Source organism: Sulfitobacter sp. CB2047, from assembly GCF_000735125.2.
Taxonomy (GTDB): Bacteria; Pseudomonadota; Alphaproteobacteria; order Rhodobacterales; family Rhodobacteraceae; genus Sulfitobacter; species Sulfitobacter pontiacus.
Genome location: NZ_CP072613.1, coordinates 482,456 through 506,656 on the forward strand (window position 1 = coordinate 482,456; position 24,201 = coordinate 506,656).

Below are 24,201 nucleotides of genomic sequence, written 5' to 3' on the forward strand. Positions count from 1 at the left end.
CCCCTAGCGAAACTGGGGCGGGGCGCATTTCAGCAGCACCGGCACGACCAGTTCTTCCTCGTCGATCAGATGGCGTTTCAGCATGGGTTTGAACGCATCCAGCCGCTGTTTCATGGCCGCGGTACTGTCGAGGAAACCTGCCGCGTCCCCCTCATGGCGCAGGACGGTATTCGCCGTCTCGGCCAGATCGTTCAAAATCCCATCAAGACTGTGGTGGTCGCGATCCAAGATCTCGAACCCTTGCGCCGCACCTCGGTCAAGCTGTGCCATCACCGGAAAATACTGGGCATCCTCGATATGGTGGTGACCGTGCAGCTCGTTGATCAACATCCCGCCGAAACGCGATAGTTTGCGTTTGTAGGTCTCGGGCGGCTCGACGCGGTCCATCGCCAGTTGTGCGTCCCCCTCCATCTGGTCCAGCAGACGGCGGAACATCATATGACGATCCAACCAGAACGCGATCAGGCGGGAGTAATTCGGGTTCTCCTCCCAACCGTCGCGCGGGAAGGCTTTGATCAACGCACGCAGCGGATCGGGCAAGCCATCGCGCTGCATCAGGGAAAGCGGGTCGGGGGGCGGCGTATTGGACATAGGCCAAAGCTAGTGCCGAGGGGTGATCCGGTAAACTCCACAAATTCGAACACGACAGTTGCGCTTATAAGTACCCTTCGCTGCGAAAACTAAGCTCGCGTGATTTGCCGATGATCAGATGGTCATGCAGGGTCAGCCCAAGGGCGCTGCAGGCTGCGAAAATCTGCTGCGTCATGTCGATGTCGGCTTGTGATGGGGTAGGGTCGCCCGAGGGGTGGTTATGCACCAGAATAAGCGCGCTGGCGTTCAGCTCAAGCGCGCGTTTGGCGACCTCTCGCGGGTAGACGGGGACGTGATCGACAGTGCCCTTGCCCTGTTCCTCATCGCCGATGACGACGTTCTTGCGGTCCAGATAAATGACGCGGAACTGTTCGGTTTCGCGGTGCGCCATCGTAGTGTGACAATAATCAAGCAGAGCGTCCCAGCCTGATAGCACATGCTGTCGCATCACCCTAGAGCGCGCCATACGGTGGGCTGCGGCTTCAATCACCTTAAGCTCGACAATCACCGCGTCGCCCACGCCCGAGATATCCCTAAGCCGTGGTTCAGGCGCGGTGATCACGCGGTTGAAGTCGCCGAACCTGTCCATCAGCGCGCGGGCCAGCGGTTTGACATCACGGCGCGGGATGGCGCGGAAGAGCACCAGTTCAAGCAGTTCATAGTCCGGGATTGCGGCGGCACCGCCCTGCATAAAGCGTGCGCGCAAACGTTGTCGGTGATCCGCTATATACGAAGGCTGTTTGCCCGATGCGGGCGGTGCGGGCACCGCTTCGTCCCCCAGAAAGGGCAGGCGCGGGTCAGAGAAGTGAGCGTTGTTGCGTCCCATTGGCCCAGCTTGCGGCCAAAGAGGTTATCATCCCGTTAACGTGGGCAGGGGCAAAAAAAAAGGGCGGAGCCTGCGCCCCCGCCCGATGTTTTGTATGCTCAGGTCTTACCCTTTCATCGAATCCCAGAAGGATTTCACCGACGAAAAGAAGCTGCTGCTTTCAGGATTGTTGTTGGAGGATTCCTTTTCGAACTCCTGCAACAATTCCTTTTGGCGGCTGGTCAGGTTCACCGGCGTCTCGACTGCCAGTTCGATGATCATATCGCCCGTACCACCCCCACGCAGCGGGGGCATACCCTTGCCGCGCAGGCGCATCTGGCGACCGGACTGGCTGCCCGCCGGGATTTGCACGCGGCCACGGCCACCGTCGATCGTTGGCACCTCGATGCTGCCCCCAAGGGCGGCGGTGCTCATCGACACGGGAACGCGGCAGAACAGGTTTGGCCCGTCGCGTTCGAACAGCTTGTGGTCCTGCACCTCGATAAAGATGTACAGATCACCCGACGGCCCGCCGCGCATGCCTGCTTCGCCTTCGCCGGCCAGACGGATACGTGTGCCGGTTTCAACGCCCGCAGGGATGTTCACCGACAGCGCACGGTCTTTTTCAACACGCCCGGCACCGCGGCAGGATTTACAGGGGTTCTTGACGATCTGGCCCATTCCCGAACAGGTCGGACAGGTGCGTTCGACCGTGAAAAAGCCCTGTTGAGCACGGACCTTGCCCATACCGGAACAGGTGGGGCAGGTGGTCGGCTCTGCGCCGCCTTCTGACCCGGAACCGTTACAGGAATCGCAGGCCACAGAGGTGGGCACGTTGATCGACTTCTGCATGCCCCGATACGCGTCTTCGAGCGTAATCCCGAGGTTATAGCGCAGATCGGCACCGCGCGCGGCACGGCGTCCGCCGCCGCCCCGCTGGCCACCCATGAAGTCGCCGAACAGGTCGTCAAACACGTCAGAGAACGCCGAAGAGAAGTCGCCCTGACCACCGCCGCCGAAGCCGCCGCCACGATGGCCACCGCCACCGCCCATACCCCCTTCAAAGGCCGCATGACCATACCGGTCATAGGCAGCTTTCTTTTCGGGGTCTTTCAGGACTTCGTAAGCTTCGTTCGCTTCTTTGAACTGGGCTTCGGCATTGGGGTTGTCGGCATTGCGATCGGGGTGCAATTCCTTGGCTTTGGTGCGGTAGCCCTTTTTGATCTCGTCGGCAGAGGCACCTTTAGCGACGCCGAGCGTCTCGTAGTAATCACGTTTGGCCATGAATTAGCTCCTACGCTGGAACGTGACGGGCCGGCCCGGCAAGCGGACCGGCCCCTTCAGTGGTTCCGTGGGCGTGCTTACGCGCGCTTGTTATCGTCCAGATCTTCGAAATCGGCATCGACGATATCGTCGTCACCTTCGGGTGCATCCGCAGCCGGGGCAACGTCTTCGTTTTCGTCCTGAGCCGCCTTGTAGATGGCTTCGCCCAGTTTCATCGCTGCTTCGGTAACGTTCTGGATACCGTTGTTGATCTTATCAACATTGTCAGTCGCCAGTTCGTCGTTCAGTGCAGCAATGGCCAGTTCGATCGCTTCGACGGTGGTCGGGTCAACCTTGTCAGAATGCTCTTCCAGCGACTTCTCGGTCGAGTGGATCAGCGATTCCGCCTGGTTTTTCGCCTCGATCAATGCGCGGCGCTCTTTGTCGGCGTCGGCATTTTCTTCGGCGTCTTTCACCATCTTTTCGATATCCGCATCGGACAGACCGCCGGATGCTTGGATCGTGATCTTCTGCTCTTTGCCTGTGCCTTTATCCAGCGCGCCTACGGCAACGATACCGTTTGCGTCGATGTCAAAGGTCACTTCGATCTGGGGCATACCGCGGGGTGCGGGTGGGATGCTTTCCAGATTGAACGCGCCAAGGATCTTGTTGTCCGCAGCCATTTCACGCTCCCCTTGGAAGACGCGGATGGTCACGGCGCTTTGGTTATCCTCGGCGGTCGAGAAGACCTGCGACTTCTTCGTCGGGATCGTGGTGTTGCGGTCGATCAGACGGGTGAACACGCCACCCAGCGTTTCGATACCAAGGCTCAGCGGTGTCACGTCCAGCAGAACAACGTCTTTGACGTCGCCTTGCAGAACACCGGCCTGAATGGCCGCACCCAAGGCAACAACCTCGTCAGGGTTCACACCCTTATGGGGCTCTTTGCCGAAGAACTTGGTCACTTCCTCGATGACGCGCGGCATACGGGTCATACCGCCGACCAGAACGACTTCGTCGATCTCGGATGCGGATACACCGGCATCTTTCAACGCGGCTGCGCAGGGCTTCATCGACGCTTTGATCAGGTCACCAACCAATTGCTCCAGCTTGGAGCGGGTCAGCTTCATCACCATGTGCAGTGGCGAGCCATCTTTGCCCATCGAGATGAACGGCTGGTTGATCTCTGTCTGGCTTGCGCTGGACAGTTCGATCTTGGCCTTCTCTGCCGCTTCTTTCAGACGCTGAAGCGCCATCTTGTCTTGCGTCAGGTCGACGCCGTTGGTCTTTTTGAATTCATCCGCAAGGTAGTTCACGATGCGCATGTCGAAGTCTTCACCGCCGAGGAACGTGTCACCGTTGGTGGATTTCACTTCGAACAGGCCATCGTCGATTTCAAGGATGGTCACGTCGAACGTACCGCCGCCAAGGTCATAGACCGCGATGGTTTGCGTGTCTTTCTTGTCCAGACCATAGGCCAGGGCCGCCGCTGTCGGTTCGTTGATGATCCGCAGCACTTCCAGACCGGCAATCTTGCCCGCGTCTTTGGTCGCCTGACGCTGAGCGTCGTTAAAGTAGGCAGGCACAGTGATCACGGCCTGGGTGACTTCTTCGCCCAGATAGGATTCCGCTGTTTCCTTCATTTTGCCAAGGATGAACGCAGAGATTTGCGAGGGGGAGTATTTCTCGCCCTTGGCTTGTACCCATGCGTCACCGTTCCCACCGTCCATGACGGTGAAGGGCAGGTTCTTTTTGTCCTTGGCCAGATCCGCGTCGTCATTGCGACGGCCGATCAGGCGTTTCACGCCGAAAATTGTGTTGTCGGGGTTGGTAACCGCTTGCCGTTTGGCAGGCTGTCCAACCAGACGTTCGTCGTCTGTGAACGCAACGATGGAGGGCGTGGTGCGCGCGCCTTCGGCGTTTTCGATAACGCGAGGCTGGCTGCCGTCCATGATGGCGATACAGCTGTTTGTCGTTCCTAGGTCGATACCAATAACTTTGGCCATGTTTGATCCCTCTTTTACTCAAGGCGATGACACGAAGCGCAGGCCCGTTGTGGCACCTTTGCCCCGATCTTTTTCACCAAAGGCCGGATGCCTTTAGCGGTTCTCGGCGTATATAAGGAGCAGATATGGACCCTGCAACCGTTGCATGAGAAAGGAGAGGCGGATTCTGCGTGGATTTTTCGCGAAAGCAGGCAAGAAGGGCGTTTAGATGACGATATTGCGGTTACGCGGCTTCGAAATTCACAAATCTTACCTTACGTTGTCGGCGCAGCGCGGGCTGTTGGATGCCGTGCGCGGGGTGGTCAAACAGGTGCCGTTCTTCCGCCCGGTCATGCCAAGCGGGCAGCAGATGTCGGTGCGTATGACCTCCGCGGGGGACTACGGCTGGCTGTCCGATACGCAGGGCTATCGCTATGCGCCAACCCACCCCAACGGCACCCCGTGGCCTGCGATCCCGCCCGAGGTGTTGGCGATCTGGAATGACCTGACGGGGCTAGAGCGGCAGCCGGAGTCCTGCCTTATCAACTATTACGCGTCAGACGCGAAGATGGGCCTGCATCAGGACAAGAACGAGACGGATTTCCGCTGGCCGGTCGTGTCTATCTCGCTTGGCGACGAAGGAATGCTGCGCGTCGGCGGTCAAAAGCGCGGCGGCAAGACCGACAGCCTTTGGCTGCAATCGGGCGATGTCGTCGTCATGGGCGGCGAGGCACGGCTGAACTATCACGGGATCGACCGCATTCGTGCGGGGTCTTCGACGCTGTTGCCCAAGGGCGGGCGGATCAACATCACGCTGCGGGTCGTGACCTGAGCCTAGCGCCGCGCGCTCCAGCTCGCGGAGGCATGTTTACGGGTGTAGAATTCACCCATCAGCCCGATCACCATCAGGACCACACCGACCCAAACCGCATATTCCCAGTTACTGTAGCGCGGGTTGTAGTTGATAAACGCATATCCGCGCGCCTGGTCGATGACGTGGAACAAGGGGTTCCAGTCGAACATGGCCAGCATGAAGGACGGCAGCGAATTGGCCAGAAACATCTTGCCCGAGGCGATCATATTCGCCCGCTGGTAAATCGTCGTGAAGATCTGCGTAAAGGCCGGTGCCCAGGGTTTGATGGCCAGCAGCACCATCCCCACGGCCACGCCCGTAAACCACGCGATCATCAGCATGAACATCACGCCCGACGGGTCGTAAATTACTACCGGATTGAAAGCGAGGTGATAGACCGACATGATCAGGATCAGCGATAGCATCTGAATATACAGCGCGCCCAAGGCCGCCGCAGCCAGTGCGATCATCGTGGTCATCGGCGCGTGTTTCATCATCGCGCTCGCCGGTCCCTCGGCAGCGGCGACGGCGGCAACCGTTTTGGTGTGCACCATGAACAGAAAGATGCCGGTCATGATATAGATCACGAAATCGCCCCGAATGGCCGCCCCGCGCATCCCCAGAACCGAGAACATGACATAGAACACGCCAACAAAGATCACCGCTTGCAGTATGTTGATCCCGATGGCGGCAAAGGCATTGTTGTGCTGCTTGCGCACAGAGCGCACGACGGAGTGGTAGACGAGTTCAAAGAAGTTAACGGCCGAGCGGAAATTGCCCGTGTTGGTGCGCCTTGGTTGAAACATCGTAAAGCCTCTTTGTGACGTACCCTCGCACGGAATTCTTGCTGTTCCGTCAAGGCGCAATCATAAGGGGTTTGCGCAAAGTAATCAACGAAACTGAAAAGGCCGCGACATTATGGATTATGAGCAACTGGTAACGGTGATGCGCCGTTTGTCGATCGAAGCAGGCGACAAGATCATGGAGATTTACGGCGCGGATGATTTCGAGGTCAAAACCAAATCCGACGAAAGCCCCGTGACCATTGCCGACGAAGCGGCGGACAAGATCATCTCGGACGGGCTGCGCGCGGCGTTCCCTGATGTGATGCTTGTCACGGAAGAGCAGTCGGCCACCCATTCGGCGTCGGGCGATACGTTCCTGATCGTGGACCCGCTGGACGGCACGAAAGAGTTCATCAACCGTCGGGGCGATTTCACCGTGAACATCGCGCTGGTCGAAGGCGGCGTGCCGACACGCGGTGTTGTCTATGCCCCCGCCCGTTCGCGCATGTTCTTCACGCTGGCCGATGGCAGCGCGGTCGAGGAAACCGGCGATTTCCCAAAAGACAGCATGGGCCCTGTGCAGCCGATATCAGTCTCTACGCCGGATAATGCCGCGCTGATGGTAGTTGCGTCCAAGTCGCACCGCGATCACGCGACCGATGACTACATCGCGAAATACAATGTGCGCGACATGAAAAGCGCGGGATCGTCGCTGAAGTTCTGCCTGATCGCCACGGGCGAGGCGGATCTGTACCCTCGCGTCGGGCGCACGATGGAATGGGACACGGCTGCAGGCCACGCGGTTCTGACCGGCGCTGGTGGGGCCGTTGTGCGCTTTGACGACCTGACCCCGCTGACCTACGGCAAAGCCGATTTCGCCAACCCCTTCTTTATCGCCCATGCGCCGGGCGTTGACCTGAAAGCCTCCTGATGTCGGTTCTTATTGTCATTCCCGCCCGATATGCATCCACCCGCTATCCGGCGAAACCGCTGGCGCTGTTGACAGGGGCGAGCGGTACGGCACGCAGCCTGATCGAACGCAGCTGGCGTGCTGCCTGCGAGGTTCAGGGCGTCGACAAGGTTGTTGTGGCCACCGATGATGATCGCATCAAGGACGCCGCCGAAGCCTTCGGGGCCGAGGTGGTGATGACCTCGGTCGACTGTGCCAACGGGACAGAGCGTTGCGCCGAAGCCCATGCGGTTCTGGGCGGTGGCTATGACATTGTGGTGAATCTGCAAGGCGACGCGCCGCTGACACCACATTGGTTTGTCGAAAGCCTTGTGCAGGGTCTGCAAGGCGACCCTAATGCGGGGATCGCGACGCCGGTATTGCGCTGCGATGGCGCGGCGCTGAACGGGCTGCTGGCCGACCGCAAAGCGGGTCGGGTGGGGGGCACCACCGCCGTTTTCGCAGCGGATCATGCGGCGATGTATTTTTCAAAGGAAGTCGTGCCGTTCACGTCGAAAACCTATGAGGATACCGATGCCACGCCGGTGTTTCACCACGTGGGCGTCTATGCCTATCGCCCCGACGCGCTGGCGGCCTATCCCTCATGGAAGGTCGGTCCGCTTGAACAGCTTGAAGGGTTGGAGCAGCTGCGCTTCATGGAAAACAGCCACAAGGTGCTTTGCGTCGAGGTCGAGGCCAAGGGCCGCCAGTTCTGGGAGCTGAACAACCCCGAAGATGTGCCAAAGATCGAAGCGATGATGGCCGAGATGGGGTTGGCGTAATCGCACCGCCCCACCGCCATCGCCAATATTGCGGTGGGGCGTGCAACCTGTAATGAATATAGCCACGGCGATCCGACGTTTTGATTTATTTAACGAAAACGACGGATAAGGCGCAAAGATGTGCAAGCTGCGGCATAAAGGAGCTTTTGACCGCAAAATCAGCAAGAAGCCGCCATATTTTAGGCGCTGCCCATATTTAGGGCTGGCAGCATGGTGGTTTGCAATTCAATGAGCGCTAACTCGGTTATCCGCACGTAAATGTATAAAGGCGACGATTTCACATGGCTAAGAAAGTAACAAAAGCGATTTTTCCGGTGGCAGGTTTGGGAACGCGGTTTTTGCCCGCGACGAAATCTGTCCCCAAAGAGATCATGACCTTGGTCGATCGCCCGCTGGTGCAATACGCCATCGACGAGGCCCGCGCGGCGGGCATCAAGGAATTTATCTTTGTCACCTCCCGCGGCAAGGGCGCGCTGGAAGATTACTTTGACCACTCTCCCGTGCTGGAACAGGAACTACGCTCCAAAGGCAAGACAGAGCTGATGGAGATCCTGAAAAGCACCAATATGGACAGCGGTGCCATCGCCTATATCCGCCAGCACAAAGCGCTTGGTCTGGGCCACGCGGTATGGTGCGCCCGTCGTCTGATCGGCAACGAACCCTTCGCGGTGATGCTGCCCGATGACGTGATTGCTGCCGACAAACCCTGCCTGCAGCAGATGATCGAAGCCTATAACGAGACCGGCGGCAACATGGTTGCGGCGATGGAAGTGAACCCTGAAAAATCCTCCTCCTACGGGATGCTGGACATCGACGAGGACCAAACCGATGGCGAGCTGGTCAAGGTGAAGGGCATGGTCGAAAAGCCCAAAGCCGAAGACGCGCCGTCGAACCTTGCCGTAATCGGCCGCTATATTCTGTCGCCGAACGTGCTGAAGAACCTGAACCAGCTGAAGTCCGGCTCGGGCGGGGAAATCCAGCTGACCGACGCCATCGCAGCAGAGCTGACCCAAGGCAACGATGTCTATGGTTACCGCTTCAAGGGGCAGCGTTTCGACTGCGGTTCCAAATCCGGTTTCCTGCAGGCGACCGTGTCCTTCGGGCTGGCACGTGAAGAGCTGCGCGATGATCTGCGTGCGTATCTGCAAGACATCATGCAGGGTGAAACCGCAGCGCAATAAGCGCAGGACGATAGGGACGGGCGTATGGCGAATATCTTGGTCACCGGCGGTGCGGGCTATATCGGGTCGCACGCGTGCAAGGCACTGGCCGCCGCAGGGCATACCCCCGTCACCTTCGATAATCTGGTCACCGGCTGGCGTGACGCAGTAAAATTCGGCCCGTTCGTGCAGGGTGACCTGCTGAACCGCGCCGAGATTGACGCCGCGTTTGAAAAATACCAGCCGGTCGCCGTCATGCATTTTGCCGCGCTTAGCCAAGTGGGCGATAGCATGAAACAGCCCGGCACCTATTGGCGCAACAACGTTGAAGGGTCGCTGAACCTGATCGAGGCGACGGTCGCCGCAGGCTGCAAACACTTCGTCTTTTCGTCCACCTGTGCGACCTATGGCGATCAGGATAATGTCGTGCTGGATGAAAATAGCGCGCAACACCCGATCAACGCTTACGGGGCCTCCAAACGCGCGATCGAAGATATCCTGCGCGATTTCGAGGCGGCTTATGGTCTGCAAAGCGTGATCTTCCGCTATTTCAACGTGGCCGGTGCCGACCCCGAAGGGGAGGTCGGCGAATTCCACCAGCCCGAGACACATTTGATCCCGCTGATGCTGGACGCTATCGACGGCAAACGGGATGCGCTGACGATCTTTGGCACCGATTACGATACGCCCGATGGCACCTGCATTCGTGATTATGTGCATGTCTGCGATCTGGTCGATGCCCATGTTCTGGGGCTGAACTGGCTGCGAGAGGATAAGGGCAGTCGCGTGTTCAATCTGGGCACCGGCACCGGGTTTTCTGTGCGCGAGGTTGTGGAACACAGCCGCGAGGTTACCAACCGCGCCGTCCCCATGACCGAAGGCGACCGGCGACCGGGCGATTGCACCAAACTGGTCTCGGGCTCGGTCCGCGCCGAGACAGAGCTGGGCTGGCGGCCCACACGGTCGACCCTGCAGCAGATGATCACCGACGCGTGGAGATGGCACCAGACCGGCCACTTTAGCGCATGACCGACAGCGCCGCTGTTCCCGCGTCGCGAGGGGCCCGGCTATGGGGTGCCTATCGGATGCGGTTGAAACGGCGGCGGCTGCTGTGGCGTGCGTTGCGGTCGCGGCATCAGTTGAAGGCACCCACGCGGCCCGCCATTCCGCGCGACGGCGTGCTCGCCTTTGTCGTGCTGCGCAACGAGGCCGCGCGGCTTCCATATTTTCTGGATCACTACCGCGATCTTGGCGTTGCGCATTTTCTGATGATCGACAATGGCAGTGACGATGGCAGTACCGAAATGCTGGCGGCACAGCCCGATGTGACCCTGTGGCAAACCTCTGCCAGCTATCGCGCGTCGCGGTTCGGGCTGGACTGGCTGAACTGGCTGCTGTGGCGGCATGGGCACGGGCGCTGGTGTCTGACCGTCGATGCGGACGAGCTGCTGGTCTATGACCAGATGGAGACGCGGAAACTGCCCGCATTGACCGATCAACTTGAGCGTAAAGCGCGCAAAGGGTTCGGCACGCTGATGCTGGATATGTTCCCGAAGGGCCCATTGGGTGCGCAGTTCTATGCCCCCGGCCAAGACCCGGCGCAGGTGCTGGATTGGTTCGACCCCGCTCCCTATCGGGCGGTACGTCAGTGGCCGATGAACAACCTTTGGGTGCAGGGTGGTGCCCGCGAACGGGTTTTCTTTGCCGATCGTCCCAGCCAGTCACCGACGCTGAACAAGATACCGCTGATCCACTGGCATCGGCGCTATGTCTATGTGAATTCGACCCACTCCCTCCTGCCGCCCGCGCTGAATGACATCTACGATGGGCCGGGGGGGAAGACGGCCTCGGGGGTGTTGCTGCACAGTAAGTTCCTGCCAGAGATCATTGCGAAGTCCCGTCAGGAAAAGGCACGGGGGCAGCATTTTCACAACCCAGCACAGTTTGACGGTTACTATGACCAGATCGCTGACTCCCCCGATCTGTGGCACGCAGATGCGCGGCGCTATACCGGGCCGGCGGATCTGGAAGACTGTGACCTGATGCGCAGCCCCTGGGCCTGATATTCCCCGGCCTGACCGTCATTCCGGCAACGCGTAACTGTTTCAAAGTACGTTGTTTATGAACACGGCCCATGACATATTGGCTTGGAACCTGATGGGATGAGGGCCCTAGGCCGGCGGGGCATTCCGCGCAGGGTATGGAGAACACGTGAGCCTTTGGGATTCTTACAGAATGCGCGTGCGGCGCAAGCGGCGGTTGATCCGGGCGCTGCGCAAGTCGTCCGAGCTGACACAGGTTCAGGACAACACCAGCGCCATCCGTCCCGATGATGTCTTGCTTGTCTGCACCATGCGGAACGAGAAAATCCGGCTCCCGTATTTCCTGGAGTATTATCGAGAGCTGGGGATCAACCACTTTCTCTTTGTCGATAACGGGTCCGACGATGGCAGTGCCGATTACCTGCGCGGGATGAAGGATGTCTCTGTCTGGCATACCGATGCCAGCTATCGGCGGTCGGGGTTCGGTGTCGACTGGATGAACTACCTCAAACGCAAATACGCGCATGGGCATTGGGTGCTGGTTGTCGATCCGGATGAATTCTTTGTCTATCCGTTTTGCGATACGCGGCCGGTTCAGGCGCTGACCGACTGGCTGGACAACTGCGAGATACGCAGCTTTGGCGCGATGCTGCTGGATGTCTACCCCAAGGGACGGCTGGGGGATGAACCCTATCAAGAGGGACAGAACCCGATGGAGATCGCATCCTGGTTCGACAGCGGCAACTACGCAATCTCGCGCAATGCCAAATATGGAAACCTGTGGATACAGGGCGGGCCGCGTGCGCGGGTATTTTTCAAGCACAAGCCCGCCAAGGCCCCCGCGCTGAACAAGGTGCCCCTGGTCAAATGGGACCGGCGCTATGCCTATGTCAGTTCCACCCATATGCTGCTGCCGCGCGGGTTGAACCGTGTCTATGACGAATGGGGCGGAGAGAAAGCATCAGGCGTGCTGCTTCATGCCAAATTCCTGGATACCTTTAGCGCCAAGGCGGCAGAGGAACTTGTGCGCGGCCAGCACTATGCCAAATCCATCGAATACAAGACCTATGCCAACAACCCCGACCAGAACCCGCAGCTGTGGGGCAAGTGGTCCGAAAAATATATCAACTGGCGCCAGCTCGAGATTCTCGGGCTCATGTCCAAGGGGAACTGGGCATGAGCGTCGGGATCGTCATGCTGGTGCACACCGCGCTTGGCCGCGCTGAACAGGTCGCGCGACATTGGGCGGCGGCGGGCTGTCCGGTGGTGATCCACGTCGATAAATCGGTGCCACGCCAGACCCATGATGCTTTTGTGCAGGCGCTGGCGGATGTGCCCGCGCTGGTGTTCAGCAAAAGATACCGTTGCGAATGGGGGACATGGGGGCTGGTGGCCGCCTCGCAAACCGCGTCCGAGATGATGCTGAACCGCTTTCCGGATGTGCGCCATGTGTATCTGGCATCGGGGTCATGCCTGCCGCTGCGTCCGGTGAAAGAGCTGATCGACTATCTTGCCGCCCGCCCGCGCACCGATTTTATCGAAAGCGCCACCACAGCCGATGTGCCCTGGACCGTCGGCGGGCTGGACGAAGAACGTTTTACCATGCGTTTTCCCTTCTCGTGGAAACGGCGGCGCTATCTGTTCGACAAGGCGGTGGCTGTGCAGCGCTTTATCGGGCTCAAGCGGCGTATCCCCAAGGGGGTCGTGCCGCATATGGGGTCGCAATGGTGGTGCCTGACGCGGCAAACCCTGTCGGCAATCCTGCAAGACCCGAAACGCGCGGCATACGACGCTTATTTCCGCCACGTCTGGATACCGGATGAAAGCTACTTCCAGACGCTCGCGCGGCTGTACTCGACCCAGATCGAAAGCCGGTCGCTGACCCTGTCCAAGTTCGATTTTCAGGGCAAGCCGCATATCTTTTACGACGATCACCTCCAGCTTCTGCGGCGATCCGATTGCTTTGTCGCGCGCAAGATATGGCCCAAAGCGGATAGGCTCTACGAGGCGTTCCTCACCGATGAGGCGGGTGCCATGAAGCGGACAGAGCCGAACCCCGGCAAGATTGACCGTGTCTTTGCCAAAGCGGTTGAACGGCGCACGCGGGGGCGGGCGGGGCTCTATATGCAAAGCCGCTTCCCCAATGAAGATTGGGAAAACGGCGTCACTGCCGCGCCCTATTCCGTCTTTCAGGGATTTGTCGAGCTGTTCGAGAACTTTGAACCCTGGCTCACCAAATCCACCGGCGCGCGGGTGCATGGCCATCTGTTCGCACCGGATCGCGTGCATTTTGCCGATGGGCAGAACTCGATCAACGGGGCGCTGAGCAATAGCGCCAAGATACGCGACTACGACCCCAAGGCGTTTCTGACCAATCTGATCTGGAACACCCGTGGCGAACGTCAATGCTTCCAGTTCGGCCCACAGGACAATCAGGATATCGTCTGGAACATCGCCAAGGATCCGAATGCGCAGGTGTCGGTGATCACCGGGGCTTGGGCTGTGCCGCTGTTCCGGTCCAATCAGGATTTCGCCGACATTCGCCGCACCGCCGCCGCGCTGCAAAAGATCGAAAGCGAACACATGAAGGTGCTGCGGTCGCATTACGCCAAGGCGCGGGTGCGTATCTGGACGATGGCCGAATTCATCGAAGCCCCGATGGAGCCGCTGCAAAGCATTCTGGACGAGATCGGGCAGGTCAAAACCGGTCGTCTGTCCGAGGTGCCAAAGATGGCGGATCTCACCGGCTTTGGCCAATTCCTGCAGAACCTCAAGAACCAGGGGATGCACCCCTATCTGATGGGCGACTTTCCTGTTGAACGTGGCATGTCGGCCCCCCAGAAACCGCCGCGCAAACCCTATCTGGTGCAGTAAATATGAGTTCTAAATTCAAAAGCTTTGTCGTCTTTGCTGAAATGCGCACGGGCTCCAACTTTCTGGAGAGTAACCTGAACGCCTTTGACGGGATCACCTGCCACGGCGAGGCCTTCAACCCGCATTTTATCGGCTACCCCAAAAGCACCGAGATTTTGGGCATAGACCAGCAAACACGGGACGACGACCCGACAAAGCTGCTGGTTGCGATACGCGACAAGACCAAGGGCATCGGCGGGTTTCGCTATTTCCACAACCACGACCCGCGCGTGCTGGACCCGCTGTTGGAGGACGCTACCTGCGCCAAGATCATCCTGACGCGCAACCCTGTCGAAAGCTACGTCAGCTGGAAGATCGCGCGCAGCACCGGTCAGTGGAAACTGACAGATGTAAAAGCGCGGAAAAAGGCGCAAGCCGTGTTTGACGAAGAAGAATTCTCGGACCACCTAGAGGCGCTTCAGGCGTTCCAGCTGACACTGTTGAACCGGTTGCAGAAGCTGGGGCAGACGGCGTTTTACGTGGCCTATGAGGATCTGCAAAGCGTCGAGGTGATGAACGGTCTGGCGCGATATCTGGGCGTGGATCATCCGCTAGAGGCGTTGGATAAAAGTCTGAAAAAGCAGAACCCCGACCCGATCTCGGCCAAGGTCAGCAATTATGACGATATGCTGGATGCGCTTGGCCGGATGGATCGCTTCGACCTGACCCGCACCCCGAATTTCGAACCCCGACGCGGGCCGGTGGTGCCGTCCTATGTCGCGGCGGCCGAAGCTCCGTTGCTTTATTTGCCCTTGCGCAGCGGGCCAGAGCCGCAGGTGCTGGACTGGATGGCGGCGCTGGATGGTGTCGGGCGGGACAAGCTGCAAACCAAGTTGAACCAGAAGCAGTTGCGCCAATGGAAGCGCCGGCATCCCGGTCACCGCAGTTTCACTGTGCTGCGGCATCCGGTGGACCGTGCGCATGACGCGTTCTGCCGGCACATCGTGACCACGGACAAAGGCAGCTACCCGCAGCTGCGCACGACGTTGATCAACCGCTACAAGCTGCCGTTGCCGAAAGGCGAACCGGACAACAGCTATGACGCCGAAGCGCATCGCGCGGCGTTCAAGGCGTTTCTGACCTTCCTCAAGGGGAATCTGAACGGGCAGACAGCAATCCGTGTGGATCAGGCGTGGTGCACGCAGGCGCAGGCGGTACAGGGTTTCGGCGAATTCGCCTTGCCCGACCGGATCATCCGCGAGGATGAGCTGGCCGCAGAGCTGTCAGCCTTGGCGCAAAGCGTCGGGGTGCAACCGCCCGCAGCCTTGCCCGCACGACCCGCAACCCACCCCTATGCGCTGGCCGACATCTATGATGCCGACATCGAAAATCGCGCATCCGACGCGTACCAGCGGGACTATATGATGTTCGGGTTCAAAAGCTGGGGGTAGCGCCGCTTAGGCGGCCTGCGTTGCCTGTGCTTCGGTCAGGATCGCGTAAAGCGTGGCAGGGTCCGGGTTGGCCCGCAGCTTAGAGCAGACAGAGGCATTGCGCAGTGTACGCGACACCAGCGCCAGCGCCTTGAGGTGTTCGACACCCGCGCTTTCAGGGGCAAACAGGGCAAAGGCGATATCGACCGGCTGGCGGTCGACCGCGTTGAAATCGATCGGCTTGTCGAGAAGCACAAAGGCCCCCAGCACATTGTCCAGACCTTCAAGCCGCGCGTGGGGCAGCGCGACCCCGTGGCCTACGCCTGTCGGACCAAGGGATTCGCGCGTCATCAAGGCTTCGACCACCGCGGCGGCTTTCAAGCCGTAAGCATTATGCGCCAGCTCCCCGATATCGTGGAGCAGGCGTTTCTTGCTTGAGGCCGATGTGAGGACTTTGACAGCCCCCGGCTTTAGGAGTTTCGCAAAATTCATTCTGCTCGCTCTGTTCTCGGCCGCTGATGGGTCCGGTTTGTGTTACGACGGATCGATCCAGCCGATGTTGCCGTCATCGCGACGGTAGACAACGTTTACGCCTTCTTGACCGTCTTTGCGGAAGACCACGACAGGCGTTCCCGAAATTTCCATCTGCATCACAGCTTCACCCACAGACAAGGTCGCGATCTTGGTCTGCATTTCCGCGATGATCATGGGTTGGAGTGTTTCGGGTTCCTGCGCGTCTGAATCGCTTTCTGAGGCGAGGATATACGAGGATGCACCGAAAAGTTCAACCGGTTGCGCACGCTCGCGATGGTGATCTTTCAACCGTCGCTTGTAGCGCCTTAGCTGCTTTTCCATCTTTGCTGCACATGAATCGAAAGATCCATAGATATCAGTAGCATGCGCTTTCGCTGACGCCGTAAGGCCAGTCGATAGGTGCACCGTCGTTTCGCAGACGAACTCGTGACCGGATTTGGAAAAGATGACATTCGCGTCCGTCGGACGCTCAGCATACTTCTGGACAGCTTCGCCCAATTCCGTTTTCACATGCGTTTGCAGGGCTTCGCCGATGTCGATTTGTTTGCCACTGATTTGGTACCGCATAAATTCTCCTTGTTCTTATGATCCGGACAACACCATAGGCCGCATAAAATGCGGTAAAGGCGGGGTCAGATGCGGGTGAATGACGATGCGACGAGTTTGAGAGACACCATCCCTTTGGGAAGGGGGGGATGCAGCACAAACATGATACGCCGTCTCGCCATAGTCCTATTGAGCGCGTGATTGGGCCGCGTTGTCAAATGAATCCGGCGCATGGATGTGCGGAAACTAGCGCAATATGTCTGTAGTTGATTAGGAAATGCGGAAGTTATCGCCCAGGTAGACCCGGCGCACATTCTCGTTCTGCACGACCTCTTCGGGGGTGCCGGACATCAACACAGTACCTTCGTGCAAGATGTAAGCACGGTCCACAATATCCAATGTTTCCCGCACGTTATGGTCGGTGATCAGCACGCCGATGCCGCGCTTTTTCAGATCGGCAACCAGATGGCGGATGTCATCCACCGAAATCGGGTCCACGCCCGCAAAGGGCTCGTCGAGCAGCAGGTATTTGGGATCAGCCGCCAGACAGCGGGCGATTTCCACGCGGCGACGCTCCCCGCCTGACAGGGCCAAGGCAGGCGCACGGCGCAGGTGTTCGATGGAAAATTCCGACAGCAAGGCTTCAAGCCGTTCACGTCGCCCGCGCGCGTCAGAGATAGAGATATCCAGAATCGCCGAGATATTGTCTTGCACGCTCAGCCCGCGAAAGATGCTCATCTCTTGCGGGAGGTAGCCGATGCCAAGTTGTGCGCGGCGATACATCGGCAGGGTGGTGACGTTCTTGCCATCAATCGTGACAGTGCCGCCTTCGGGCATGACCAGCCCGGCCACGGCGTAAAACGTGGTCGTCTTGCCGGACCCGTTCGGCCCCAGCAGGGCAACAACCTCGCCCCGGTTCAGCTCCATCGAGAAGTCGCGGATCACAGTTTTCTTGCGGTAGGATTTACGCAGGTGTTCGATGCGCAGACCGCTTGCGCCATCCGTGACCGTCAAATTCGGGGAAGACATCAGTTGTTGCTACCCGTTTGCAGGATCGTTTTCACGCGGCCGGACATCTGCGCCGTGCCGTCCGACAGCTTGACGCTCATCGTGTCAGAGCTGAGCGCATTGCGCCCTTGGGTCAGCAGCACGTTCCCCGACATCACGATCGTGCCTGTGTCGATGTCGTAATCCGCGCGCTCTGATTCGGCGGCGTCCTTGCCCGAGACAAGGGTCACACCGCCCGTCGCTTCAAGCCGCGCGATGCCTTCGGCCTCTGCACGGTACACAACCAGAACGCGTGCGGCGGACAGGCGCATCTCGCCCTGACCGATCAGCACATTCCCAGTGAAAACAGCCGATCCGTCCCCTTGATCGACTGAAAGATTGTCGGCGGTCACCTCGACGGGCAGGCCGGTATCCTGACGGATCGACCCAAAGGCCACATTGGTCCCTTGTGCGGCGATTGGCATCGCGGAAAGGAGCAGGAAAACGGGCAGCAGTAGGTGTTTCACGTGCGTCACTCTGATTTGGATTTCGGTTTGTATATCAGCTTCACCCGGTTTGTGAAAACCAATTGGGGGGCGGTTTGTTCATCTGTTTGCGTTATCGACATGGCACCAGCCTCCAGCGTACCACCTGGAGTAGTGCCGTGGACCGCGCCCGGCGACTGGATATTCAGCCCCGACAGTTCTGACGTGATCTTTTCGCTTTGCAACCGGTATCCGGTCGAGGTCGTCAGGATCACCTTGCCCAGCAGATCGGCCACGTCCTCGGCGATGTCAAAATCGGCGAGATCCGATTGCAGGCGAAAGGTCGATCCCTCGGGGGTGTTGATCGTCGCACGCAGGTTTTCGGCGTGGTTCATGCCGGTCTGCCCGTCGGGGCGGGTGAGCACATCGGCATAGAACGACAGCTCGTCCCCCTCTGACGTTGCGCCGGTAAAGAAGGGGCCGGTGATCTGCTGGTCGCGCAGGCGATCTTGCACCTCTTTCTCGGCAAAGGGGATGGCCTGCCCGGGATCAATCGCGCGCGACAGCAGGAACAGGGTCGACAGCAGGCCAAGCGCTGCCAAGGGGAACAGCACCTTGAGCCAAGAGATCAGCCTTGTGTAACGGTCCCCCTGCATCGCGCCCTAGCCCAGACCGACGCGTAGGCAGTCGTGAATATGCAGCAGACCCGCGGGGATGTCCCCTTGGGCGGGGTCCAGCACCAGCAGACAGGTGATCTTGCGGGCGTTCATGATGCCCACGGCCTTTTCCGCCAGCGCGTCGGGTGCGACGGTGACAGGGGTCGGCGTCATGACCTCGCGCGCGGTTTTGGACATCAGCCCGTCAAGGTGACGCCCCAAATCGCCGCTGGTGATGATACCGGCCAGCGCGCCGTTGCTGTCGGTGACAATCACCACGCCAAAGGATTTACTGCTCATCGCCATCAGCGCGTCGGACATCGGGGCATCGACCTGCACCAGCGGAAGCGCATCGCCCGTGTGCATCAGATCAGCGACGCGGCTAAGCCGTGCGCCAAGTTTGCCACCGGGGTGGAATTCGCGGAAGTGTTCGGCGGTGAAGGCGCGGTTTTCCATCAGGGCAATCGCCACAGCATCCCCCATCGCCAGTGTCATCGTGGTCGATGTCGACGGCACCACGCCGGTCCCGCAGGCCTCTGCCAGTTGCGGCAGTTCCAGCACCACGTCGCATTGCGCGCCAAGGCTGCTTTGCGCGCGGCTGGTGATGCCGATCAGCGGGATGGAAAAGCGGCGCGAATAGGCGATCAGATTGGCAAGCTCCGGCGCTTCGCCCGAGTTCGAAATCGCAAGCACCACATCATCGCCGGTGATCATCCCCAGATCGCCGTGGCTTGCCTCGGCAGGGTGGACGAACTGCGCGGGCGTGCCGGTGCTTGCCAACGTCGCGGCGATCTTTTTGGCGATATGGCCGGACTTGCCGATGCCGGTGACAATCACCCGCCCACGGGTCGCGACCAGCAGGTCGATCGCCTGACGAAAACGGTCGTCCAGACTGTCGGCCAGTTGTTCAAGCGCTTGGGCTTCGGTGCGGATGACGCGGCGGGCGGTATCTAGGAAAGGTGTGGTCATGCGTGTGCAAAAATATCCGTTTCGGGCCAGCCATCCAAATCAAGTTGGGCACGGGTTGGCAAAAATTCAAAGCACGCTTGCGCGAGCTCGATGCGTCCTTCGCGGATCAACATCTGGTTCAGCACGTCGCGCAGCTTGTGCAGGTGCAGCACGTCCGAGGCGGCATAGTCGATCTGCGCTTTGGTCAGCGTCTCGGCACCCCAATCGCTGGATTGCTGCTGTTTGGAGATATCGACGCTCAGCAGTTCTTGGCAGAGTTTGGCAAGCCCGTGGCGGTCGGTATAGGTGCGCACAAGGCGGCTGGCGATCTTGGTGCAATAGACCGGCGCGGCCTTGGCCCCAAAGGTGTTCAGCAAAGCCGCGATGTCAAACCGGCCATAGTGGAACAGCTTGAGCACATGCGGGTCTTCAAGCAGGGCACAAAGATTAGGGGCCTCGGTCTGGCCCTTGGCGATCTGGACCAGATGCGCGTTCCCGTCACCGCCGGACAACTGCACCACACACAGCCGGTCACGGTGCGGATGCAGCCCCATGGTTTCGCAATCGATCGCGACCATCGGTCCAAGGTTCAGCCCGTCGGGCAGGTCATTTTGGTAAACTGTATTTGTCATGCCCTCCCTATATCCCGACGGCGCGCGTTGGGAAAGCATCGCTTTCTGCGCGGCCTCAGGCGGTGGCGATTTCCGGCAGGTCGGGGCGTGGATAGGCCGCGAGCAGGGCAGCAACCCTTTGATGCGCGACCAGACCGGCCCAATCATCGCGGATCAGCGGACGCGGCAGCGCGGGGTGCTTCAGCGCAAGGCGGCGCCAATTATGCACGATCAGGCAGCGCAGGGTCGCAATTTGCAACGGCGTTAGCGTGTCGGCACCAGCAAGATCGCGCGCGACATGGTGCAAGGCGTCTGACAGCTGCGCATAGCTTTCGGCAAGGGAGGCAGGCTCTAGCTGGCGTTTCATCCAGTCGGGGGCAGCCTGACCGGGCAGCGTGGCGGCATCTTTCGGCACAGGCAGGGCGGCGTCCCCGACATATAGGCGCGGCATCAACGTGGTGAATCCCGCCTTTTCCAGCGGGCCGGTCTCGGCGTCATCTGTCACGACCATTAGCCAGTGCTCGGGCAGATCGTCAGGCGTGGCGTAGATCCGGCCACTGGCCGCCTGACTTTGGGCGCGGCCTTGGGGTGTCAGGCTGTGATGGCTGATCCGCCCGTGTTTCTCGGAGGCGATCCATTTGTCCTTGCGCAAACGATGCAGAGCCACACGCGCGGCCTCGGGGCGGACGTCCATCGCCGACATGATCGCCGACAGCACCGGCCCGCCGATGATCTGCCCTTCCTGTCGGGCCAGATCACCAAAGAGACTGATCATCAAAGACCAGACGCGCTGGCCGCCAAGGTCTTTCAGAGGGGCGATCGCAAGGTCAAAGTCGTCAATAGGCATTCATCGTCAGCAATTCATACTCGGCCACGGCGGCATCATCCTGATTGGTCAGGGTCACGTGCCAGCGTACCTCACCGTAGTCGTCATTGCGAGGCGTCTTTGCCTTGACGCTGAGCCGGACCTTGATGCTGTCGCCCGCCTGCACCGGTGCCATAAAGCGCAGGTTGTCCAGCCCGGTATTCGCCAGCACAGGGCCGGGGTCAGGCTGCACGAACAGCCCTGCGGCAAAGCTCAGCAACAGATAGCCATGGGCAACACGGCCCGGAAAGAACGGGTTCGCCTTGGCGGCGGCGTCATCCATATGCGCGTAAAACGTATCACCGGTGAAATGGGCGAACGTCTCGATATCCTCCAGCGACACGGTGCGGCTGGCAGAATTGAACGTCTCGCCCAGATCCAGCGCGCCAAAGCGGCGGGTGAACGGGTGGTCGCGGTCCGAAATCTCGGTCGCGCCGGGCACCCATTGCTTGCCGATGGCGGTCAGAATATCGGGGCTGCCCTGAATGGCGGTGCGCTGCATGTAATGCATGACACCGCGCACGCCGCCCAGTTCCTCGCCGCCGCCTGCACGCCCCGGACCCCCGTGGACCATATGGGGCAGGGGGGCACCGTGGCCCGTCGCCTCGGCCATCGAGTCGCGGTTGTTGAAATAGAGCCGCCCGTGAAACGCGCCTGCGCCCATCACCATGTCGCGTGCGGTCTTGCCGTCGCGGGTGATGATGGAGGCGACCAGCGACCCTTTGCCTTTGTTTAGCAGCGCGATGGCGTGATCGGTGTCGCGGTAAGGCATGATGGTGGACACAGGGCCAAACGCCTCGGTGTCGTGCACATGCGTGGCGGCATCGGGATCGGCGCAGTGGAACAGCATCGGCGGGACAAAGGCACCTTTCTGGGCATCCGCACCCTCGACCGCAAAGGCATCGGGGTCGCCAAAGACTCGCGTCGCCTCTGTCCCGATCAGGGCGGCTTTCTCCAGCACGTCGCGGCGCTGCGATTGCGAAACAAGCGCGCCCATTTTCGTGCCTTCAAGACGGGGATCGCCAATGGTGACTTTGGCCAGCCGGTCCGACAGCGCGGCGATCAGCGCGTCCACATGGGGTTGCGGTACCATGATCCGGCGGATGGCGGTACATTTCTGCCCCGCCTTGGCCGTCATCTCGCGCTGGACCTCTTTCACAAACAGATCAAACTCGGGCGTGCCGGGGCCCGCATCAGACCCTAACACAGAGGCATTGAGGCTATCCTGTTCAGACGCGAACCGGACGGAGCGTTCGACCAACACAGGGTTGCTGCGCAGTTTCAGCGCGGTTTCGGCAGAGCCGGTAAAGCTGACGACATCCTGACAATCGAGGTGGTCCAGCATATCGCCCAAGCCCCCCGTCACCAATTGGATCGCGCCGTCTGGCAGAATACCGGATTGGATCATCAGGCGGAAACAGGCCTCGGTCACCTGACAGGTGGCGGTGGCGGGTTTGACGATGGCAGGCACCCCGGCCAGCAGCGTCGGGGCGAGCTTTTCCAACATGCCCCAAACGGGGAAGTTGAAAGCGTTGATATGCACCGCAACGCCCTGCAGCGGTGTGCAGATGTGGCGGCCCATGAACTGACCCGCGCGGCCCAGCTGTTCGACGGGACCGTCAAGATAGACCTGATCATCCGGCATTTCGCGGCGACCTTTGGCGGCGTAGACCTGCATCGTGCCGATCCCGCCATCCACATCGATCATGTGGTCAGCCTGTGTGCCACCTGTGTCGAACGACAGCTCGTACAGGCTCTGTTTATGGTCATTGAGGTAGAGCGCGACGGACTTGAGCATCCGGGCACGGTCGTGAAAGGTCAGCTTGCGTAGGGCAGGGCCGCCGATGTCACGGGCATAGGCCAGCATCTTCTGAACCTGCAGCGCGTCATTGCCGGCTTGGGCGATCACATCGCCGGTGATCGCACTTGCGATGTTGCGTGCACCGGCACCGGGGTTGATCCATTGTCCGGCGGCAAAGCTTTGGATATCGCGCATATTGGGCCCCTTAGTGATGGTCGTAGTCAATGAAAAGCGTGTCGCTCAGCGGATAGCTTTGGCAGCTCAGCCGGTATCCGCGTTCGACTTCGTAGTCCTCCAGCGCGTGGTTCGACAGCATTTCGACCTCGCCTTCGGTGACCTTGCACATGCAGGTCGAACAGACCCCCGCCTTGCAGGCAAAGGGCGCATCAAGGTTATTCTCTAGCGCGGCATCCAGCACCGACTGCCCCTTGGCCATGGTAAAGCTGTGCTGCGCGCCGTCGATTTTCACGGTCACCTGCGTTTGCGCCTGACCTTCGCTGCGCTTGGCCATTTCCTGTTTCGCCAGACGGCCCTGCTGGCTTTCGCTGAACAGTTCGAACTTGATCTGATCAGGCTCTAACCCGTGGGTTTTCAGGGCATCCGCGATGGCCAGCATCATCGGCTCCGGCCCGCAGATAAAGGCCATGTCCATGTCCGACACGTCGATCCAGGTCTTGAACAACTCGGCGCATTTATTCTGGTCTACACGGCCGGTGAACAGGTCGATGTCCTGCCCGCTTTCCAGCATGTGAATGACGCTCAACCGGCCCATATAGCGGTTCTTGAGATCCTCCAGCTCTTCGCGGAACATGATCGTGTTCACAGCGCGGTTGGCATAGACCAGCGTAAAGGTCGATTTGGGCTCGCGTTTCAGCACCGTCTTGAGGATCGACAGCACGGGCGTGATCCCCGACCCGCCGGCAAAGCCAAGGTAATTCCGCGCGCGATTAGGTTCTAACACGGCGGAAAACGTGCCTTGGGGGGGCATGGCATGCAGCGTATCCCCGACCTTCAATACCTCGTTCGCAAAAGTAGAGAAGGCACCGCCATCGACCCGCTTGATCCCCACTTGCAGCACGCCGTCGTCCAGACCGGCGCAAATCGAATAGTTGCGGCGCAGCTCGGTCCCGTCGAAATCCTGTTTGAAGGTCAGATACTGACCCTGTTTGAAGGCAAACGCCTGTGGGTCTTCGGGTTGTAGGGTCAATACCACCGCGTCACGGATGGTGCGGTGAATATCAGTCACTAATAAGGGGAGAAATTGGCTCAT

24 protein-coding genes are annotated in these 24,201 nt (G+C 59.8%); 9 read left to right on the plus strand and 15 right to left on the minus strand.

The genetic code is table 11. The features are described 5' to 3' along the window. Positions 1 to 3: 3 nt before the first annotated feature. The 4 genes from IV89_RS02270 to dnaK all read right to left on the minus strand — a co-directional run bounded on the left by IV89_RS02270 (position 4) and on the right by dnaK (position 4,665). Positions 4 to 591: a hemerythrin domain-containing protein gene (locus IV89_RS02270; RefSeq protein WP_037942526.1), complete on the minus strand. Its 588-nt coding sequence runs from the start codon at positions 589 to 591 to the stop codon at positions 4 to 6. Positions 592 to 655: 64 nt separating this feature from the next. Further along, positions 656 to 1,417, minus strand: a complete 762-nt coding sequence (gene radC / locus IV89_RS02275; RefSeq protein WP_005850587.1) for a DNA repair protein RadC — start codon at positions 1,415 to 1,417, stop codon at positions 656 to 658. A 105-nt stretch (positions 1,418 to 1,522) separates the two neighbouring features. Further along, a complete protein-coding gene (gene dnaJ / locus IV89_RS02280; RefSeq protein ID WP_005850586.1) occupies positions 1,523 to 2,680 on the minus strand; it encodes a molecular chaperone DnaJ in 1,158 nt (385 codons plus the stop codon). A gap of 77 nt (positions 2,681 to 2,757) precedes the next feature. After that, positions 2,758 to 4,665: a molecular chaperone DnaK gene (gene dnaK / locus IV89_RS02285; RefSeq protein ID WP_005850585.1), complete on the minus strand. Its 1,908-nt coding sequence runs from the start codon at positions 4,663 to 4,665 to the stop codon at positions 2,758 to 2,760. A gap of 208 nt (positions 4,666 to 4,873) precedes the next feature. On the opposite strand from dnaK, the gene IV89_RS02290 reads away from it, so the two are divergent. Next, positions 4,874 to 5,476 (plus strand): alpha-ketoglutarate-dependent dioxygenase AlkB, encoded by a 603-nt coding sequence (locus IV89_RS02290; protein WP_037942528.1) that lies wholly within the window; start codon positions 4,874 to 4,876, stop codon positions 5,474 to 5,476. A 2-nt stretch (positions 5,477 to 5,478) separates the two neighbouring features. Here the strand turns inward: IV89_RS02290 and IV89_RS02295 are convergent, their stop codons facing one another. Beyond that, positions 5,479 to 6,303, minus strand: a complete 825-nt coding sequence (locus IV89_RS02295) for an ABC transporter permease (protein ID WP_005850582.1) — start codon at positions 6,301 to 6,303, stop codon at positions 5,479 to 5,481. Between the two features lie 112 nt (positions 6,304 to 6,415). On the opposite strand from IV89_RS02295, the gene cysQ reads away from it, so the two are divergent. From cysQ to IV89_RS02335, 8 genes are all read left to right on the plus strand, one after another. Then, positions 6,416 to 7,213 carry a 3'(2'),5'-bisphosphate nucleotidase CysQ gene (gene cysQ / locus IV89_RS02300; RefSeq protein WP_037942530.1) on the plus strand — a complete coding sequence of 266 codons (798 nt, stop codon included), beginning with the start codon at positions 6,416 to 6,418 and terminating at the stop codon, positions 7,211 to 7,213. After that, positions 7,213 to 8,013, plus strand: a complete 801-nt coding sequence (locus IV89_RS02305) for a manno-octulosonate cytidylyltransferase (RefSeq protein WP_005850579.1) — start codon at positions 7,213 to 7,215, stop codon at positions 8,011 to 8,013. Before cysQ ends, IV89_RS02305 begins: the two co-directional genes overlap by 1 nt. A gap of 281 nt (positions 8,014 to 8,294) precedes the next feature. Next, positions 8,295 to 9,194 carry a UTP--glucose-1-phosphate uridylyltransferase GalU gene (gene galU / locus IV89_RS02310; RefSeq protein ID WP_037942532.1) on the plus strand — a complete coding sequence of 300 codons (900 nt, stop codon included), beginning with the start codon at positions 8,295 to 8,297 and terminating at the stop codon, positions 9,192 to 9,194. Positions 9,195 to 9,218: 24 nt separating this feature from the next. After that, entirely contained in the window at positions 9,219 to 10,202 is a 984-nt protein-coding gene (gene galE / locus IV89_RS02315) for a UDP-glucose 4-epimerase GalE (RefSeq protein ID WP_037942536.1), read from the plus strand. Then, positions 10,199 to 11,236 carry a glycosyltransferase family 2 protein gene (locus IV89_RS02320; protein ID WP_037942539.1) on the plus strand — a complete coding sequence of 346 codons (1,038 nt, stop codon included), beginning with the start codon at positions 10,199 to 10,201 and terminating at the stop codon, positions 11,234 to 11,236. Before galE ends, IV89_RS02320 begins: the two co-directional genes overlap by 4 nt. A 172-nt stretch (positions 11,237 to 11,408) precedes the next feature. After that, a complete protein-coding gene (locus IV89_RS02325) occupies positions 11,409 to 12,395 on the plus strand; it encodes a glycosyltransferase family 2 protein (protein ID WP_037942542.1) in 987 nt (328 codons plus the stop codon). Continuing rightward, positions 12,392 to 14,089 (plus strand): beta-1,6-N-acetylglucosaminyltransferase, encoded by a 1,698-nt coding sequence (locus tag IV89_RS02330; RefSeq protein ID WP_005850570.1) that lies wholly within the window; start codon positions 12,392 to 12,394, stop codon positions 14,087 to 14,089. The genes IV89_RS02325 and IV89_RS02330 overlap by 4 nt, the downstream gene beginning before the upstream one ends. Before the next feature lie 2 nt (positions 14,090 to 14,091). Beyond that, positions 14,092 to 15,519 carry a nodulation protein NodH gene (locus tag IV89_RS02335; protein WP_037942543.1) on the plus strand — a complete coding sequence of 476 codons (1,428 nt, stop codon included), beginning with the start codon at positions 14,092 to 14,094 and terminating at the stop codon, positions 15,517 to 15,519. Positions 15,520 to 15,525: 6 nt separating this feature from the next. Here the strand turns inward: IV89_RS02335 and IV89_RS02340 are convergent, their stop codons facing one another. The 10 genes from IV89_RS02340 to IV89_RS02385 form a co-directional block, all read right to left on the minus strand. Continuing rightward, positions 15,526 to 15,990 carry a PTS sugar transporter subunit IIA gene (locus IV89_RS02340; RefSeq protein WP_005850566.1) on the minus strand — a complete coding sequence of 155 codons (465 nt, stop codon included), beginning with the start codon at positions 15,988 to 15,990 and terminating at the stop codon, positions 15,526 to 15,528. Positions 15,991 to 16,032: 42 nt separating this feature from the next. Beyond that, on the minus strand, positions 16,033 to 16,599 hold the full coding sequence (gene raiA, locus IV89_RS02345) for a ribosome-associated translation inhibitor RaiA (RefSeq protein WP_005850565.1): 567 nt from the start codon (positions 16,597 to 16,599) through the stop codon (positions 16,033 to 16,035). A gap of 249 nt (positions 16,600 to 16,848) precedes the next feature. Next, on the minus strand, positions 16,849 to 17,607 hold the full coding sequence (gene lptB / locus IV89_RS02350; protein WP_005850564.1) for an LPS export ABC transporter ATP-binding protein: 759 nt from the start codon (positions 17,605 to 17,607) through the stop codon (positions 16,849 to 16,851). After that, positions 17,607 to 18,101, minus strand: coding sequence for an LptA/OstA family protein (locus tag IV89_RS02355; protein ID WP_005850563.1), 495 nt, complete (start codon positions 18,099 to 18,101; stop codon positions 17,607 to 17,609). The genes lptB and IV89_RS02355 overlap by 1 nt, the downstream gene beginning before the upstream one ends. Continuing rightward, positions 18,098 to 18,706, minus strand: a complete 609-nt coding sequence (locus tag IV89_RS02360; RefSeq protein ID WP_037942544.1) for a hypothetical protein — start codon at positions 18,704 to 18,706, stop codon at positions 18,098 to 18,100. Before IV89_RS02360 ends, IV89_RS02355 begins: the two co-directional genes overlap by 4 nt. 6 nt (positions 18,707 to 18,712) lie before the next feature. Then, positions 18,713 to 19,675, minus strand: coding sequence for a KpsF/GutQ family sugar-phosphate isomerase (locus tag IV89_RS02365; protein WP_037942545.1), 963 nt, complete (start codon positions 19,673 to 19,675; stop codon positions 18,713 to 18,715). Further along, positions 19,672 to 20,286, minus strand: coding sequence for a ribonuclease D (locus IV89_RS02370; RefSeq protein WP_005850559.1), 615 nt, complete (start codon positions 20,284 to 20,286; stop codon positions 19,672 to 19,674). The genes IV89_RS02365 and IV89_RS02370 overlap by 4 nt, the downstream gene beginning before the upstream one ends. 55 nt (positions 20,287 to 20,341) lie before the next feature. Next, on the minus strand, positions 20,342 to 21,112 hold the full coding sequence (locus tag IV89_RS02375; protein ID WP_037942547.1) for a PaaX family transcriptional regulator C-terminal domain-containing protein: 771 nt from the start codon (positions 21,110 to 21,112) through the stop codon (positions 20,342 to 20,344). Further along, complete coding sequence (gene paaZ, locus IV89_RS02380) at positions 21,102 to 23,126, minus strand: phenylacetic acid degradation bifunctional protein PaaZ (RefSeq protein WP_037942549.1); 2,025 nt, start codon at positions 23,124 to 23,126, stop codon at positions 21,102 to 21,104. Before paaZ ends, IV89_RS02375 begins: the two co-directional genes overlap by 11 nt. Before the next feature lie 10 nt (positions 23,127 to 23,136). Continuing rightward, positions 23,137 to 24,201, minus strand: coding sequence for a 2Fe-2S iron-sulfur cluster-binding protein (locus IV89_RS02385; protein WP_037942551.1), 1,065 nt, complete (start codon positions 24,199 to 24,201; stop codon positions 23,137 to 23,139).